The organism is Sulfuricurvum sp. (assembly GCF_023229695.1).
Lineage (GTDB): Bacteria > Campylobacterota > Campylobacteria > Campylobacterales > Sulfurimonadaceae > Sulfuricurvum.
In genome coordinates this window covers 40,537-55,627 of record NZ_JALNYS010000021.1, presented here as the reverse complement: position 1 = coordinate 55,627, position 15,091 = coordinate 40,537, and the positions used below count along the sequence as shown (strand labels likewise).

At 48.1% G+C, this 15,091-nt stretch carries 20 protein-coding genes; 13 read left to right on the top strand and 7 right to left on the bottom strand.

The window, feature by feature from the left end; all coding sequences use genetic code 11:
- The first annotated feature begins 300 nt into the window (after window positions 1-300).
- The 8 genes from M0P91_RS13665 (at window position 301) to lsrK (ending at window position 7,667) form a co-directional block, all read left to right on the top strand.
- Window positions 301-1,800: a peptide-binding protein gene (locus tag M0P91_RS13665; RefSeq protein WP_295068584.1), complete on the top strand. Its 1,500-nt coding sequence runs from the start codon at window positions 301-303 to the stop codon at window positions 1,798-1,800.
- Window positions 1,797-2,441, top strand: coding sequence for an HAD family hydrolase (locus tag M0P91_RS13660; RefSeq protein ID WP_295068582.1), 645 nt, complete (start codon window positions 1,797-1,799; stop codon window positions 2,439-2,441). Before M0P91_RS13665 ends, M0P91_RS13660 begins: the two co-directional genes overlap by 4 nt.
- Before the next feature lie 121 nt (window positions 2,442-2,562).
- Window positions 2,563-3,120 (top strand): pyruvate flavodoxin oxidoreductase subunit gamma, encoded by a 558-nt coding sequence (locus M0P91_RS13655; RefSeq protein ID WP_295068580.1) that lies wholly within the window; start codon window positions 2,563-2,565, stop codon window positions 3,118-3,120.
- A gap of 10 nt (window positions 3,121-3,130) precedes the next feature.
- Entirely contained in the window at window positions 3,131-3,547 is a 417-nt protein-coding gene (locus M0P91_RS13650; RefSeq protein ID WP_295068578.1) for a 4Fe-4S dicluster-binding protein, read from the top strand.
- Window positions 3,547-4,767 (top strand): 2-oxoacid:ferredoxin oxidoreductase subunit alpha, encoded by a 1,221-nt coding sequence (locus M0P91_RS13645; protein ID WP_295068575.1) that lies wholly within the window; start codon window positions 3,547-3,549, stop codon window positions 4,765-4,767. Before M0P91_RS13650 ends, M0P91_RS13645 begins: the two co-directional genes overlap by 1 nt.
- A gap of 10 nt (window positions 4,768-4,777) precedes the next feature.
- On the top strand, window positions 4,778-5,734 hold the full coding sequence (locus M0P91_RS13640; RefSeq protein WP_295068572.1) for a thiamine pyrophosphate-dependent enzyme: 957 nt from the start codon (window positions 4,778-4,780) through the stop codon (window positions 5,732-5,734).
- A 206-nt stretch (window positions 5,735-5,940) separates the two neighbouring features.
- Window positions 5,941-6,135, top strand: coding sequence for a hypothetical protein (locus M0P91_RS13635; RefSeq protein ID WP_295068569.1), 195 nt, complete (start codon window positions 5,941-5,943; stop codon window positions 6,133-6,135).
- Entirely contained in the window at window positions 6,132-7,667 is a 1,536-nt protein-coding gene (lsrK, locus tag M0P91_RS13630) for an autoinducer-2 kinase (protein WP_295068566.1), read from the top strand. Before M0P91_RS13635 ends, lsrK begins: the two co-directional genes overlap by 4 nt.
- Window positions 7,668-7,745: 78 nt before the next feature.
- Here the strand turns inward: lsrK and M0P91_RS13625 are convergent, their stop codons facing one another.
- Entirely contained in the window at window positions 7,746-8,048 is a 303-nt protein-coding gene (locus M0P91_RS13625; protein ID WP_366934089.1) for a putative quinol monooxygenase, read from the bottom strand.
- Between the two features lie 142 nt (window positions 8,049-8,190).
- Between M0P91_RS13625 and luxS the strand changes: the two genes are divergently transcribed.
- Genes luxS through M0P91_RS13605 form a run of 4 tightly spaced genes read left to right on the top strand, consistent with a single transcriptional unit; the run spans window position 8,191 to window position 10,212 of the window.
- Window positions 8,191-8,697 carry an S-ribosylhomocysteine lyase gene (gene luxS, locus M0P91_RS13620; protein ID WP_295068563.1) on the top strand — a complete coding sequence of 169 codons (507 nt, stop codon included), beginning with the start codon at window positions 8,191-8,193 and terminating at the stop codon, window positions 8,695-8,697.
- Entirely contained in the window at window positions 8,697-8,999 is a 303-nt protein-coding gene (locus tag M0P91_RS13615) for a hypothetical protein (protein ID WP_295068560.1), read from the top strand. Before luxS ends, M0P91_RS13615 begins: the two co-directional genes overlap by 1 nt.
- The gene (locus M0P91_RS13610; RefSeq protein ID WP_295068557.1) at window positions 8,996-9,469 is read left to right on the top strand and encodes a hypothetical protein; all 474 of its coding nucleotides are present in this window, start codon (window positions 8,996-8,998) and stop codon (window positions 9,467-9,469) included. Before M0P91_RS13615 ends, M0P91_RS13610 begins: the two co-directional genes overlap by 4 nt.
- Window positions 9,466-10,212 carry an MnmC family methyltransferase gene (locus tag M0P91_RS13605; protein WP_295068555.1) on the top strand — a complete coding sequence of 249 codons (747 nt, stop codon included), beginning with the start codon at window positions 9,466-9,468 and terminating at the stop codon, window positions 10,210-10,212. The genes M0P91_RS13610 and M0P91_RS13605 overlap by 4 nt, the downstream gene beginning before the upstream one ends.
- Here M0P91_RS13605 and M0P91_RS13600 read toward each other — a convergent pair.
- From M0P91_RS13600 to M0P91_RS13580, 5 genes are read right to left on the bottom strand one after another with little or no spacing between them, the layout of a single operon-like run.
- Complete coding sequence (locus tag M0P91_RS13600; protein ID WP_295068552.1) at window positions 10,187-10,492, bottom strand: hypothetical protein; 306 nt, start codon at window positions 10,490-10,492, stop codon at window positions 10,187-10,189. The genes M0P91_RS13605 and M0P91_RS13600 overlap by 26 nt on opposite strands.
- Window positions 10,489-10,920, bottom strand: coding sequence for a hypothetical protein (locus tag M0P91_RS13595; protein WP_295068550.1), 432 nt, complete (start codon window positions 10,918-10,920; stop codon window positions 10,489-10,491). The genes M0P91_RS13600 and M0P91_RS13595 overlap by 4 nt, the downstream gene beginning before the upstream one ends.
- On the bottom strand, window positions 10,920-11,399 hold the full coding sequence (locus M0P91_RS13590; RefSeq protein WP_295068547.1) for a hypothetical protein: 480 nt from the start codon (window positions 11,397-11,399) through the stop codon (window positions 10,920-10,922). Before M0P91_RS13590 ends, M0P91_RS13595 begins: the two co-directional genes overlap by 1 nt.
- A gap of 3 nt (window positions 11,400-11,402) precedes the next feature.
- Window positions 11,403-11,915, bottom strand: coding sequence for an FMN-binding protein (locus M0P91_RS13585; RefSeq protein WP_295068545.1), 513 nt, complete (start codon window positions 11,913-11,915; stop codon window positions 11,403-11,405).
- The gene (locus M0P91_RS13580) at window positions 11,915-13,219 is read right to left on the bottom strand and encodes a hypothetical protein (RefSeq protein ID WP_295068507.1); all 1,305 of its coding nucleotides are present in this window, start codon (window positions 13,217-13,219) and stop codon (window positions 11,915-11,917) included. Before M0P91_RS13580 ends, M0P91_RS13585 begins: the two co-directional genes overlap by 1 nt.
- A 122-nt stretch (window positions 13,220-13,341) precedes the next feature.
- Here M0P91_RS13580 and M0P91_RS13575 point away from each other — a divergent pair, with 122 nt between their 5' ends.
- Window positions 13,342-14,271, top strand: a complete 930-nt coding sequence (locus tag M0P91_RS13575) for an FAD:protein FMN transferase (RefSeq protein WP_295068503.1) — start codon at window positions 13,342-13,344, stop codon at window positions 14,269-14,271.
- Between the two features lie 129 nt (window positions 14,272-14,400).
- Here M0P91_RS13575 and ribE read toward each other — a convergent pair whose 3' ends face one another.
- Window positions 14,401-15,015, bottom strand: a complete 615-nt coding sequence (gene ribE / locus M0P91_RS13570; RefSeq protein WP_295068500.1) for a riboflavin synthase — start codon at window positions 15,013-15,015, stop codon at window positions 14,401-14,403.
- Window positions 15,016-15,091: the final 76 nt, after the last annotated feature.

Here is a 15,091-nt window from a genome sequence, read left to right as displayed (position 1 = left end):
TGCCTCGTAAGAGGCAAGCTTCAGTGCCATAGCGGCCAGCGTAGCCAATGGGGCTTTGCTTCAATGGCGTTCTTGATTCAAATAAAACTTCTGCCTCGTAAGAGGCAAGCTTCAGTGCCATAGCGGCCAGCGTAGCCAATGGGGCTTTGCTTCAATGGCGTTCTTGATTCAAATAAAACTTCTGCCTCGTAAGAGGCAAGCTTCAGTGCCATAGCGGCTAGCGTAGCCAATGGGGCTTTGCCCCATTGGCGTTCTAAATCAAATAGTACGTTATAATCTCACCCAAAAAACGGGGTGAGATTGAAACTGCTTTTTTTATTGCTCCAGAGTCTCTGGTTAGCCGCTTCGACCCTTCATCTGAGTGCATCCTCCAATCCCGCGCGTCTTAATCCGTTGATCGCAACCGATTCGGCAAGCTCTTCCATCGCCGGTTTTATTTTTAATTCGTTGGTGAAATACGACGAGAGCGGACAGAAAATTATCGGGGATTTAGCCGAGTCGTACCGTTTTATCACTCCGACACTGATCGAGTTTAAACTCCGTCGCGGCGTCACGTGGCATGACGGGAAACCTTTGACCGCAAAAGACGTCCTGTTTACCTATGATTTGATCAAATCCCCGAAAACAATCACCCCCTACGCCTCCGATTTTCGGGTTGTCAAATCGGTAATTGCTGTAGACGACACGACCCTTCGTGTTGCATACGAAAAGCCTTATTTTAAAGCGTTGGAAATATGGATGATGGGGATTGTTCCGGCCCATATTTTAAAAAAAGAGAAAGATATCATGGGGAGTGACTTCAATACCCATCCCATTGGGACAGGCCCCTATATCCTTAAAAAACTTGAATTTTCAAAGCAGATCGTTCTTGAAGCCAATCCGAACTATTTCGAACATCGCCCCAAAATTGATAAAATTGTTTTTCATGTGATTAATGATCCGATGAGTCGGTTTTTAATGCTTAAATCGGGTGAAATTGACATCGATTCACTCGAACCGATGCAGGCGGAACGGCAGCTCGGCGGTGATTTTCACCAAAAATTCGACACGATTGAAATGGCATCCCACAGCTATACCTATCTCGGATTTAATTTACGTCTTAAAAAATTCCAAGACCCCCGTGTGCGTGAAGCCCTCTCCCTCGCCATTGATCGTGAAGAGCTGATCGGGATTTTGTTTTTAGGGCACGGGCGTGTGTGTACCGGCCCTTTTTTGCCGGGGAGCAAAGGGTTTAATGCAAACATCAAAGCCCCATTGCCCAACCTTGTAAAGGCGAAAGCGTTGCTTCGAGCGGCAGGATACACCGAACAACATCCGTTAGCGTTTGAAATTGCGACTTCTAACTCCAATGCGCTGCGCCCGTATGCGGCGGAGATACTGCAACGTCAGCTTGCACGCATAGGGGTAAAAGTGACTCTCAAAGTGATGGAGTGGCAAGCCTTTTTAAACACCGTGGTTTTTCCCCGAAAGTTTGATACCGTTTTGCTGGGGTGGTCACTTTCCCTGACTCCCGATCCGTATATGCTATGGCACAGTGAGAGTGATGTTCCCGGAGGATTTAATCTGGTGGGTTACCATTCACCCATCACGGATCGTCTGATTGAACGGATGGAGAGTTCCAGCGACCCTGAAACAATAGCGTCGCTACAGCGGGAGATTTTTGCCAAAATCGCAAAGGATAATCCGTATCTTTTCTTGGTCATCCCGAATGATATCAGTGTCCATAACCGCTCTATAAAAGGGGTGAAAGCGACGATTAACGGGATATGGGAAGATTATATTGACTGGGAGAAGCGGTGAAAAAAATAGTATTGTTTGATTTGGACGGGACGCTCATCGATTCAACGGAGGCGATACTGGAAAGTTTTCACCACGCGTTGGGGCAATTGGAACATTGCGAAAGAATATCGGATGAGGCGATCAAAGGGTTGATCGGATACCCTTTGGAGATGATGTTTTCAGGTGTAGGATGCGAAGAGGAATTGGTAGATGAATATGTACGTGTATACAAAGAATATTATCGGGTGATATCATGCCAAAAAACGGTTCTTCTTCCGAATGCGGTCCAAGCGATTGAAGAGGCAGCCGCATTTGCACGATTGGGTATCGTTACGACGAAGACGGGACGCTATTCACGAGAATTAATGGAATATTTTGGTGTGATGGAATATTTTGAAGTATTGATTGGGCGTGAAGATGTTGAAAATCCAAAACCACATCCCGAACCAATTTACAAGGCATTGGAAGCAATGGGAAGAGTAGATGAGGAGGTCTGGATGATCGGTGATACCCGTCTTGATATTGAAGCCTCTCATCGTGCCGGAATCGAAAGCGTAGCGGTAACCAGCGGTTACGATAATGCAGAAGAATTAAGAATATTAACCGATATTATTCACTCCAATTCTCTTGAAGCCGTCCGATACATCGTGAATCGGGGATAAAGTAACATTTTTCCCTCTATTTTGGCTATCTGAAAAAGTGAAAAGCTACATTTAAGAGCAACTTTCATAGAATACACTATTGATAAAATTCAACTTAAAACTTAAGTCAGAGGGAGAATCCATGCTGGAAATTCGATGGCATAGTCGTGCTGGACAGGGTGCCGTTACCGGTGCAAAAGGTTTGGCCGACGTTGTATCTACCACCGGTAAGCATGTTCAGGCATTCGCTTTTTACGGCTCCGCAAAACGGGGAGCAGCGATGACGGCGTATAATCGCGTCGATGATAAAGTGGTTATGAATCATGAAAAGTACATGAGACCTGACTATGTTCTCGTTATTGACCCCGCCCTTGTTTATATTGCGGACATTACGGCTAATGAAAAAGAGAGTACGATTTATATCGTGACCACGCACCTGAGCACGGAGGAGTTGATCGCATCTCAACCGAAGCTTGAAGGTAAAAAAGTACATACAATCGATTGTATTAAAATTGCTCAGGAGACGATTGGAAGACCGATTCCGAATACCCCGATGCTGGGTGCATTAATGAAAATTTCAGAGATGTATGACATCGAGTTTTTTAAAGAGAGTATGGTTAAAGTACTCAAAAAATTGCCTCAGAAAATCATCGACGCTAACATGATCGCGATTCAGCGCGCGTATGATGAAGTGAAATAAGGAGCACATGATGGAAAAAAAAGGATGGGATGGGTTTGAGATCGGTGCCATGCTCCGATCGTTTGATGGAGCAGCACGTGATATTGCGACAACGCTTCCCGAAAATCGCCCTTATTCACAATCAAACTTGTTTAAGGCGAGCGTAGCAGACTGGCGTATTGAAAAGCCGTTATTTAACAAAGACTATTGCATCGATTGCCAGTTTTGCTGGATTTATTGTCCGGATATGTCTATTATCGCCCGCGATAAAAAGATGGTCGGTATTGATTTCGATCACTGCAAAGGGTGCGGAATCTGTGTCGAAGTATGTCCGACCAATCCGAAATCGTTATTGATGTTCCCGGAACAAAAAGATGAAGAGCAAGCACTTGCCGGATGGCCTAAAAAAGAGAAGAATGCTAAAGCAGAAGAACCAAAGGAAGACTAATGGCTGATACTATGGAACTACTCGATATCGAAGTATGGGACGGTAATATGGCGGCAAGCCAAGCGCTTCGCCAAGTACAGGTAGACGTTGTTGCGGCTTACCCGATTACCCCATCGACTCCTATCGTTGAAAATTACGCTAATTTCGAAGCAAACGGTTATGTAGACGGCGAGTTTGTTATGGTTGAATCCGAACATGCCGCAATGTCAGGATGTATCGGTGCGGCAGCTGCGGGTGGACGTGTTGCTACGGCAACAAGTTCACAGGGTTTTGCTCTTATGGTCGAAACCCTTTATTCCGCTTCAGGGATGCGTTTGCCGATTATTCTGAATGTCGTCAACCGCGCACTCGGCGCACCGCTTAACGTTAACGGGGATCACTCTGATATGTATTTGGGACGTGACAGCGGCTGGATTCAGTTTGATGCTTATTGTCCGCAAAATGCGTATGATTTGAACTTTATCGCATTTAAAGTGGCGGAAGATCATGATATCCGTCTTCCGGCAATGGTTCACCAAGACGGATTTATGACGTCGCATACGGCGCAAGGGGTTGCAACCCTTACCGATGAAGCGGCGTATAACTTCGTCGGCGAATTCAAACCGATGAACGATATGCTCGATCTTGACCATCCGGTGACCCATGGGGTACAAACGGAAGAAGATTGGCATTTTGAGCACAAAGCACGTCAGCAGCACGCCCTGATGACAGCGGTTATCCCGAAAATCGAAGAGGCGTTTGACGCATTCGAAAAATTGACGGGTCGTCGTTACAATCTTGTCGAAGCGTACGACATGGAAGATGCGGATGTAGCCGTTATCTGTATGGGTACATCGGTCGAAACGGCACGTGAAGTGGCTGAAGAGATGCGTGCACAGGGGATCAAAGCCGGAGTTGTCGGTATCCGCGTATTCCGTCCTTGGCCGCTTGAACAGTTGGCAGCAGTATTGAAAAATGTGAAAGCGATTGCGGCACTTGACCGTTCTAGCCCGCATGGAACCGTCGGTACCCTCTTCAATGAAATTGCCGGTACCCTCTACAATTCCGAAACCAAAGCGGTATTAACGAACTATATTTACGGATTGGGCGGGCGTGACTTGACCAAAGCCCATTTGGTAAGTATTTACGGTGACCTTAAAGCAAATATGGATGCGGGTAAACCGACAACTCCATTGCAACAATATATCGGTCTTCGCGGACCGAAACTTTCGTTTTTCTAAGGAGTGAGCGATGTCAGAAATCAAAAAAATCAAAAATCTTAAAGAGTTTTCAACATCAGCAGACCGCTTTGAAGGTGCAAATCTTCTTTGTCCCGGGTGTGCTCACTCGATTATTGTTCGTGAAGTATTGAACGCGACGAATGATGATTTGATCCTTGCAGCTTCTACGGGTTGTCTGGAAGTGTGTACGGCCGTTTATCCGTATACCTCATGGGATGCTTCGTGGATCCACATCGGATTTGAAAACGGTTCAACTGCGGTTGCAGGTGCTGAAGCGATGTATAAAGCCCTTAAGAAAAAAGGGCGCCTAAAGCAGCCGGATCGTGTTCCGAAATTTGTTGCATTCGGCGGTGACGGTGCGACTTACGATATCGGTTTCCAGTGGATCTCCGGATGTTTCGAACGCGGACACAATATGATGTACGTCTGTTTGGACAATGAAGTCTACGCGAATACCGGAGGACAGCGTTCAAGCTCTACGCCGATCGGCTCATCGGCTACGACATCTCCTGCCGGTAGCACAAGCTATGGCGAAAAGAAGATGAAAAAAGATATGATGGCTATTATGGCGGCACACGGTGCACCGTACGTCGCACAAGTCGCTCCGAACAAATGGAAAGACATGGTGGCGAAAATCCAAAAAGGATTTGCGGCTGAGGGCCCGGTTTACATCAATGCGATGTCAGCCTGTACAACCGAGTGGAAATTTGCACCGGAAGATACGATCGCGATCTCTGATTTGGCAACGGACTCTTTGGTTTTCCCATTGTATGAGATTATTGACGGGACAAAACTTAATATCACGTACCGCCCGAAGAATATCGTTCCGGTACGTGACTATCTTGGTGCTCAAGGGCGGTTTAAACACCTTTTCACCAAGCAATATGAGCACATTTTGGATCAATGGCAAAAGAATGTCGATGACAAATGGACCTATCTTCAGCGTCGCGAAGAGGCAAGTGTTTAATTAAATTAACGCCAGCGGAGCGAAAGCCCCGCCTTGGCTATACAAACGCTGAGTTCTACCCCTGCAGGGGGTACAATCTCCTCAGTGGAGTGCTTACGTACTGTGAACCGCATTTATTCTCTATCTTCTATGGTTCTTCTCATAATTTTGGAACTCTCTTTGCTTCTTAAGCCAAAATAACTCTTTTGGATCTCATCATGTATCGAATGACTTATAATCATACCGGTGTCACCGGATGCTCCGCGCGCGGTATCGCGAAACGCGAAAGTAAAGAAGAACTTCTTCGCCTTGCCGAAGAACTTAAAGATTCCATTTGCAATGTCGAAATTCACCCTATAGAGGGGAGTATAGAGAAAAAGTTACCGATGGAACTATTTCTCAATATGAAAGAGCTTCGGTGAGCCGCTATTTTCTGGTACTGGATGCAGGGACGGGAAGTATCCGTTCTATTATCTTCGACCTACTCGGCAATCAGATATCCATTGCACAATATGAGTGGGACCATATTGCCGAAGCGGGCGTTGCAGGATCGATGGGGTTTGATTATATGCGCGGATGGGCACTCGCAAAGAGGTGTATCCGTGAATCAATCGCGAAAGCACAAATCAGTCCATCAGAGATTTCGGCGATATCGGCATCGAGTATGCGCGAAGGGATTGTTGTTTATGATGGCGAAAAGCGTGAGCTTTGGGGTGTAGCCAATGTTGACGGACGATCAGGTGCGGAAGTCTCTTATCTCAGAAGAAGCTATCCGACATTGGAAGCGGAGAGTTATGCCATCAGCGGGCAAACCTTTGCCCTCTCTGCCGTACCGCGACTGCTGTGGCTGAAAAATCATCGACCTCACCTCTATGAAAAAGCGTGTTATTTTACGATGATCAGTGATTGGCTACTTTTCAAATTGAGCGGCGAATTAGCCTCTGAACCTTCCAATGGAGGAACAGCCGGAGCTTTTAGTCTCAAAGATCGACACTGGGATAGAGCAGAGTTCGAGAGATGCGGACTCAAAGATCTGTTTGTCCCAATACGGGAGAGCGGGGATATTTTGGGTCATGTCAGTGTAAAAGCTTCTGAAGAGACAGGACTAAGGAGCGAAACCCTTGTGGTAATGGGGGGCGGTGATGTCCAGATCGGTACGGCGGGGTTAGGGGCTTGTGCTCTTGGCGATGCAGTGGTGTTTGGGGGGAGCTTTTGGCAGCAGGTGGTTAATATCCCATCTGATGCGATACTCTCAGATGCGATGCTTTTACGGGTTAATCCCCACGTCGTTCGAGGGATGTCGCAGGCGGAGGGGATCACCTTTTTTACCGGGTTAGTGATGCGGTGGTTTCGAAACAGCTTCGGATGCGGAAAAAGTTATGCAGAGCTTGAAGCCATGGCTAAGGGTGTTCCGCTCGGATCGTATGGCATTACCCCTATCTTTAGCGATCGGATGAACTACGGCGAATGGATACACGCTTCCCCCTCATTTATCGGACTGGGGTTGGATGAATCCAAATATAATGTCGCATCGATGTTTCGCGCCCTCGAAGAGAACGCGTGCATCGTGAGTGCGATTAATCTGGAGAACATCAAAGCCTTTAGCGGCGTTTCACCCACCTCCATCACGTTTGCGAGCGGGGCTTCCAACGGAGTATTGTGGTCGCAGATTTTAGCCGATGTCACAGGTTTGGAAGTGCGTGTACCGGTAGTTAAAGAGGCGACGGCACTGGGGGTGGCCATGGCGTGCGGGATCGGTGCCGGGGTCTATAAAAGCTTTGAAGAGGCGGGGAAAGAGATCGTTAAAATCGAGCGTGTTTATGAGCCGAATTTAGCCAATCACGAACTGTACGGCGAAATGAAAGAGAAATGGGTCAAAGTCTACGCCAAACAGATGGAGTTAGTCAAAGAGGGTATTGTGGAGCCGATGTGGAAGGCTCCCGGCGTCCAATAATTTGAACGTCAAATAAGTAAAACCCACTTGTCTACGCACGCCGCTATGCCACTAAAGCTTGCCTCTGTCGAGGCAGAATTAGAATCCGTAAGCTTTCTCGTCGAGGAGGTCTAGCTCTTCGGTATATTTATCATCCACAAACGGCTCATAGTGTGATTTATAGTAGGCGTAGTGTTCCGTGTGCTTATGCCCCTCTAACGACTCTTCATCTGCCCATGACTCGATCGCGAAAAATTTACGCGGATTGTTTTGAGATTGAAAGATGTAGTAAAAGAGGCATCCCGGCTCTTTTAGCGAGGGTGCTACCATATCTTCGAGGAGCTGTTTTACTTTTTCAATATGTGCTTCTTTCGCAATGAACGTCACTTTTTTGGTAAGCATGATAGATTTTCCTTCGGATTTGGGTGTGAGGGGAGAGACTTTTTAGAAAGTTATACCCTTTTATTAATCGTCAAATTATAGCGATGCAAGGATGAAATGTGCTAATATTACCGCGAATAAAAGATTGATTTTAAGGATATTCATGCCATTACTTGATAGTTTTTGTGTAGATCATACCATTATGCCCGCACCGGCGGTACGACGTGCCAAAGGGATGAAAACTCCAAAAGGGGACGATATCACCGTGTTTGATCTCCGTTTTTGCCGTCCGAACGAAGAGATCCTCTCTTCCGAAGGGATTCATACTCTCGAACACCTGTTCGCCGGTTTTATGCGTGATCATCTCAACTCCTCCCAAACGGAGATTATCGATATCTCTCCGATGGGGTGCCGTACCGGATTTTATATGAGTCTGATCGGTACACCGAGCGAGGAAGAGGTGGCGAATGCATGGAAAGCATCGATGGAAGATCTCCTTACGGTGGAAAAACAAAGCGATATCCCGGAACTCAATATGTATCAATGCGGCACCTGCGCGATGCATTCACTCTCCGATGCTCAGGCGATTGCTCATGACGTTTTGGAGAAAGGGATCGGGATTATGGACAACGATGCGTTGCAACTGGATTTGGAAAAGGTGAAACACTAATGGTGCTATTATTACCGATGAACGGAGACGATACCCAAGAATCCGAACTGGTTTCGATAAACGAAGCAACGTTTTGGGCGACGGTCGAGGTGGAAGAGGGGCGAGTTATCGAGATTAATTTTTATACGGACAGAACGACGATCGAGACACCGTGCGATGCGGTGATCGTCACCAACAATTACGAGCCGGTGATGGAATTTCTCGATCAGCAGATGATGATTCTCGTCGCCCATACTCAGCGCACCATCGATGATATTGTCGAAGCGTATCTTTTCCGTGAGTTGCACGATTTAGCACTATGATTACCTCGCTTCTCCATCCGACACCCCATACAAAGATCATGGTAGCAACGAGCCATTTGGATTCGATGGCGGAGGAGTTAGGCGATTTCCTTGCCCCCTATGAGGGGTTGATCGATGTTTCACTTTTCCCGGGAGATCATCAGAGTCTAATCACTTTTCATAAAACTTTTACGATCAAAGATTATAAATCTCCCGCAGGGGGAGTCCCGCGTGATTACGCCTGTATTATCGTGCAGGACGTGCTGCATCGGCACGAATCTCCGCACAAGTTTTTAGAGCTGCTCTACCGCACGCTCCTCAATGCTTCGGAGATTATCATCGTTCAGAAAAACGGCTCTATGCCGCTTCCTGAAGTCGAATCGCTGCTCGATCAGGTGGAGTTCCGGGCGATTAATGCGATCACCGATTTGATCGACGGGTATGATGTTATCGTGGGGAAGAAGATGCATATGTGGGGTAATGGGTTATGAAGCAGTGGGTCGAGAGCGACGACGGTAGCTACACGGCATACAGCAGTGAATACGATGAACACTACCATTCGACGAAAGACGGTGCCCTGAACGAATCGCTCAAAAAACATATCGAACCCGCTTTTACACTGTTACGTGAGAAAGATCACATTCGCCTCATCGACATTTGTTTCGGATTGGGGTTTAATACCCTTCTAAGCCTCTATTATCGTGATACCTATTACCCCGACACGACTCTCGAAATCTACTCCCCCGAACTCGACGGTGATCTGGTTGCATCTTTAGTCGATTTCCCCTATCCCGAAATCTTTGAGCCCTACCGGAATATCATCACCGACCTTGCAACGTTGGGGGGATATGAGGATGAGCGGACGCAGATCACTGTTGAGATCATCGATGCGCGCAAAGGGGTAGGAGAGCTGGAGGGGATATGGGATGTGTGGTATCAGGATGCCTTCAGTCCCGCCGTCAACCCGATCCTGTGGACGAGGGAGTTTTTCGCCGATGCGGCGCGGCTGCTGGGGGAAGAGGGGGTGCTCACCACCTACTCGACGGCTCTGGCAACTCGTCTCGCCCTCTATGAGAACGGCTTTGGCGTCTATCTGAATCGGGGGGAAGGGTATCGCAATGCGACGATTGCTTCGCGGCGGAATTTAGAGGATATCGAGAAAGTGGATATGGAGCATAAGATTGCGTGCAATCCGCAAGCCTTGCCCCTTATGGACGAAATTCAGGAGCTTTGAGGCGGTAGTGGGTGATCAGATGGCGCAGGCGGTTCTGGTTGAAACGCCAGAAGTGGGCGGAATCGAAATCGTTATGGGTCTTCATCGCCTCATAGAGCTCCTCTTCGCTCATAAGCGGGGAGGCCTGATGGCATTCGATCATGATCCGCTCCAGCAGTTCGACCGATTCGGGGGTGGTGTCATCATCGGCCAGCCGTTCGGTGGGGAAAAAGTAGTAGAGTTTCCAGACGGAGAGTCCCAGTGCCACGATAAACGCTCCCATCATGATCCATTCGATCATACCAGTTCCTTCAGTGTATGGCGGAAGATAAGATACCATACCCATCCCAATAGTAACTCAAATCCGATAAAAGCGATGATTTTCAGATAGGCGGCAGTGCTCCATCCGGCGGCGATCAGAAGCACGGAACTCTGATCGAGGAAAAACAGGAGAAAGAGGGCGTGGGTAGCGAACTGCTTTATCGCAACCCCTAGCGTCGGGATAAAGGCTAAAAAATGGAGGGTCGCCATGAGGGCGATGCCGATAAAGAGGGCATGGGGAAGGATCACTTCAATGAGGCCGTGGAACGATTTGTCGCCGTAATGGCTCACGATCTGATCGGCTCCGATTCCGACGCTTCGAAAGAAAAGAGCTCCCCCTAGAAGGGATTGAAGAATCACGAGGGCGACAAACGCGAGGGCCAGAATCCGCAATAACCGATGGTGCATCAGAGTTTACCTCTCAGCAGGGTGATCAGGATATCCAGCGCCCCCACAATCATGAAACCATGGAAGACGAGAAAGGCCGCCGCAGCCGTAAAAACCCCCCCGCTTCCAAGCCACGGTGTCATCAGCAACGAGAGCGGATAGAGGATCAGGCCGGTCAGGGTAATCGTCAGAAATCCCATTTTTACCCTGAGGGAATGGGAAGTGCGGACCGCTAACGCGGCAACGAGGATGAAAATCAGAATAAGGGCGAACAGATCGGTATGAACCCTGAGCAGCAATTCGTTGAGGCTCAGAGGATCGGCGAATTCGGCTTCGTTTCCAAGAATGCTCTTTTCCCATTGTGCCGGATCGGTTCCGTAATCGATCGCTTTTGCCGTTAGGTTCAGCCCCATGGCCGTGATCAGGGTGAGGAGCATCCAGATCATAACCGTCCGTAAGGGGCGGTTATCGGAGAGTTTCTTGGTCGCATTAAATTTCATGGGCTAGGGCTTTACGATATTGATCAGTGCAAGGGCGATGCGGCTTCCGTCGGTAATGGCACGGGCCGAGAGTGTGGCACCGCTCACCGTCGGGATGTCCTGATTGAGGCGCAGAGTATTGGCGGTACTTTTGGCGTCAAATCCCTCAAGCCATGTTTTCGTAGGGAGGTATTCGATCGGTTCGTTAAACGCGACGATTTCGATCGATTTTATTTTCCCGTCGGTCCCGATAAGGTAGAGGGAGATAGCGGTTTTGGTTCGCACCTTTTTATTGAGCAGTACCCCAAACCCAACTGTTTTGGTATCATTTTTGGCGATGTAGAGGCGATAGAGCTTGGTATCGATACTCTGCTGCGATGTTTTGGAGAGCTGCTGCAATTGCTCTTCACTCAAGATGATATTGTGCTGTTCCACCGACTTGGAAGCGAACGTTCGTTGTGTTAATGCGATCGGATCGCCCAACACTTGGGCGAAAGCTATAAGCGGTAACAAAAGAAATGAGAGTGCTGTTTTCATCAAAAGATAAATCCTAATCCAAACGAGTAAATCCCTTCATCGGCAGCGGTATTGACGCCGTTTTTATTGTGGCGTAATAAATATTCCCCTTTTAAAACGACTTGCTCATGAGGAAAATAATTGATACCGTAGGTAAAGCTTTCCGTTGTTCCAAATGAACTTCCGTCGGCTCTTAGAGCCGCGAGATTGTAGTTTTCATATTGGAAAAAGAGGGGCAGCCGGCTACTCGTTTGCGTAAAAAATGGTAAAACATTATACTCTAAATTGACATAACCCCCATGCGCTTTTTCGGGCATGGAGAGATTATACGAATCAGCATGGGTGAGACGAGATTCGGTATAGAGGCCGCGTATTTTAAATCCTTCGTGTTGGAAGAGGGCATGAACATCAAACATGAACATATTCCCCTCTTCCGATTTGTTGGCCACAGCGGCATTTCCCGCTTTGGCGCTGTAGCCGCTCACCCCGATTTGCATCCCGTTGATGCCGTTGTAGTCCAGACGGGCCACGATGGCCAAATTATCCATTCCCATATCGCTTTCGTTGCCGACGCGCCCTTTACGGATCCAGTCTTTATCGGTTTTCGGGGTTCCTAACACAACATTGTTCATGTCCAGCGCGCTATAGGCTCCTACCGTGTAATCGAAATCATTGGCGGTGCCGTAAACACTGAGCCCCAGTTCATGCCAGGTGGAGGGGATCAATTGTCTTTCAACGTCCGGCCGCTGAACGGTATTAAAGAGGGTAGGTTCATGATAGAGGTTGACGTATCCCATAGGTACGAGCTGATGCCCTACACGGATGGTTGCGAGAGGATCAAGGATAAAATCGACATAAAGCTGTTCGATCGCTACCACATTGCCGTGTTCGAACTCGATTTCGGAATTCAAAATTATATTATCGCTGAATTTATAGCCGATGTAGGGGATAAAGCGAAGGGTGTCGCCGTAGTTGTCCTGAGTATTTCCCGCCCCGACGCCGTTATTATAGTTTGAGTAGTACAATTCTCCGTATCCGCCGATCGAGAGGGGATTTTTGGAGTAATAAATCTTTGAAGCGGCAGCGCCGAGACCTTGTACGGTTTTGGTCGAATCGACCGTTGTGAACGAGGTCGCATTTTGGACATTGATCAGTTCATCGGTTAAGGTTTGGGTTTGTTCGGCCTGTTTTTTCTCATTTGCTTCCAGTACCGCAAGCCGTTCGCTGAGGAGAGTGAGCTGAGATTTAAGCACGCTGATTTCATCGGCGTCCAGCGTTGCGGCGATCGCCATAGCGGCAACGCCGCTTAACAGAAGAGATTTCATCCTTTTTCCTTTTTGATTGTCATTATTAATATCGAAAGTATAGGATAATCCCCTTAAAAATACATTAATAATGAAATTAATTATCATTTGCCTTTTCCCCCTTCTCGTGGTAAACTTCTCGTATGAAACGGATGATATGGATCGGATTGATAATGGTATCGGTGTGGGGCGGTGAGCGGACTCAGGTGCATATGGGGACATTGATCAGTGCCCGGATTGCCGATGCGAACCTGAGCGATGAGGTTTTCACCCTTTTTCAGGATTTGGATCGGCGCCTTTCAACGTATAAGAGCGATTCGGAAATCTCACGGCTGAATCGGGAACATGAAGCCGATGTGTCGCCGGTTACCCGTGATATACTGAAACGTTCGATCGAAATAAACCGGTTGACACACGGGGCATTTGATGTGACGATCGGTTCATTGAGCCACGGTGCATATCGTTTCGGTACCGATGAGCGTATTCCAACGCAGGGTGAAATCGACCGTTTACGCCGATTTGTCGGAGCCGATCGTCTCCGTTTGGATAAGGGGAGATTGCGTGTCTTGCCGGGAACGGTGATCGATTTGGGGGGAATCGCCAAAGGGTATGCGGTCGATTTGGCTTGTGATTTGGTGAAGCGTCATGGGGTGGATGAAGCGGTGATCGCCGCATCGGGGGATATCGGATGTTTGAAAGAGTGTGAGGTAATGATAGTCGACCCGTTCCATCCGGAGGGGTTTATCGCCCGTATAGAGTCGACTTTGCCCCGTTTTTCCATCAGCACCAGCGGCAATTACGAACGCTATATTCGAACGAAAGAGCATAACCATCTGCTCAATCCGAAAACGGGGAAATCGGAGCGTATTTTTGCTTCGGTCACCTTGATGGGGGAGGGGGACAATACAACGCTCGATGCGTTGAGTACCGCAGTTGCGGTGATGGAGGAAAAAGAGGCCCTCTCCCTACTCGAATCGATGCCGAAGATCCGCTATTATCTCGTCCGCAATGACGGAAGGGTGATTCAAAGTCCCCTACTCGAAAAATGGGAAGGGGTTCGTTTTAGTAACTGACCTTTTTCAAAAGGGGCGAAATAGGTCAGTAATCTCCCGCATCCGAAAGATGCGGGTAGCTTCAGGAGGTTGTAGGGACTTTAGTCCCTGCCACTTTCTGGGCTTTGCCCGGAAAGTGCGTAACATCAGTTAGTAAAGTGAACTGATGTGGTCGATATCGTCCCAGCTCAGATTTGTTTTTTTTGACGAAGTGAGGATATGGTGCATGTAGCGGGCGAAAACGTCCGTTTCGATATTGACCCGCGTCCCTTTTTTGTAGGTTCCAAACAGGGTTTCGCGCATTGTGATGGGGATGATCGTGAGGCGGAAGGAGTCTTTCATCACCTCGTTGACGGTGAGGCTGACGCCGTCGATGGCAATGGAACCTTTAGGGGGGATGAGGGGGATATACTCAGAATCGACATCGATGATGACCTCAACGCTGTTGCCGTTGTCGGTGATCGACGCGACGGTGCCGATGGTATCGATGTGTCCTTGAACGATGTGTCCTTCGAACCGCTCCCCCATCATCATGGCCGGTTCGATATGAACTTGACCTTTGAGTTTTTCGGTTGCGATATGCTTTTGGGTCTCCGGAGAGAGTTCTACGCTGAAGCCGTCGCTTTCGATGCTGACGACCGAGAGGCAGGTGCCGTTGATCGCAATCGAATCGCCCAGTTTCGGGTGATAGTGCGCTTTAAGGGAGAGACGGTTTCCTCCATAGCTTTTAACCGTAGCCATTTCGCGAATTAATCCTGTAAACACATCTATCCTTTGCTCTTGTTATGGGTCAATTATAGCTAAACTCCTCAAAAGGGTTGATTTTTAGCTTTTACAAGAT

Excerpts from the sequence above, each read along its gene's own strand:
- M0P91_RS13655 (WP_295068580.1), top strand. The coding sequence starts at position 2,563 with ATGCTGGAAATTCGATGGCATAGTCGTGCTGGACAGGGTGCCGTTACC.
- M0P91_RS13650 (WP_295068578.1), top strand. The coding sequence starts at position 3,131 with ATGGAAAAAAAAGGATGGGATGGGTTTGAGATCGGTGCCATGCTCCGA.
- M0P91_RS13645 (WP_295068575.1), top strand. The coding sequence starts at position 3,547 with ATGGCTGATACTATGGAACTACTCGATATCGAAGTATGGGACGGTAAT.
- M0P91_RS13640 (WP_295068572.1), top strand. The coding sequence starts at position 4,778 with ATGTCAGAAATCAAAAAAATCAAAAATCTTAAAGAGTTTTCAACATCA.
- M0P91_RS13635 (WP_295068569.1), top strand. The coding sequence starts at position 5,941 with ATGACTTATAATCATACCGGTGTCACCGGATGCTCCGCGCGCGGTATC.
- M0P91_RS13625 (WP_366934089.1), bottom strand. The coding sequence starts at position 8,048 with ATGCTTACCAAAAAAGTGACGTTCATTGCGAAAGAAGCACATATTGAA.
- luxS (WP_295068563.1), top strand. The coding sequence starts at position 8,191 with ATGCCATTACTTGATAGTTTTTGTGTAGATCATACCATTATGCCCGCA.
- M0P91_RS13615 (WP_295068560.1), top strand. The coding sequence starts at position 8,697 with ATGGTGCTATTATTACCGATGAACGGAGACGATACCCAAGAATCCGAA.
- M0P91_RS13610 (WP_295068557.1), top strand. The coding sequence starts at position 8,996 with ATGATTACCTCGCTTCTCCATCCGACACCCCATACAAAGATCATGGTA.
- M0P91_RS13605 (WP_295068555.1), top strand. The coding sequence starts at position 9,466 with ATGAAGCAGTGGGTCGAGAGCGACGACGGTAGCTACACGGCATACAGC.
- M0P91_RS13600 (WP_295068552.1), bottom strand. The coding sequence starts at position 10,492 with ATGATCGAATGGATCATGATGGGAGCGTTTATCGTGGCACTGGGACTC.
- M0P91_RS13595 (WP_295068550.1), bottom strand. The coding sequence starts at position 10,920 with ATGCACCATCGGTTATTGCGGATTCTGGCCCTCGCGTTTGTCGCCCTC.
- M0P91_RS13590 (WP_295068547.1), bottom strand. The coding sequence starts at position 11,399 with ATGAAATTTAATGCGACCAAGAAACTCTCCGATAACCGCCCCTTACGG.
- M0P91_RS13585 (WP_295068545.1), bottom strand. The coding sequence starts at position 11,915 with ATGAAAACAGCACTCTCATTTCTTTTGTTACCGCTTATAGCTTTCGCC.
- M0P91_RS13580 (WP_295068507.1), bottom strand. The coding sequence starts at position 13,219 with ATGAAATCTCTTCTGTTAAGCGGCGTTGCCGCTATGGCGATCGCCGCA.
- M0P91_RS13575 (WP_295068503.1), top strand. The coding sequence starts at position 13,342 with ATGAAACGGATGATATGGATCGGATTGATAATGGTATCGGTGTGGGGC.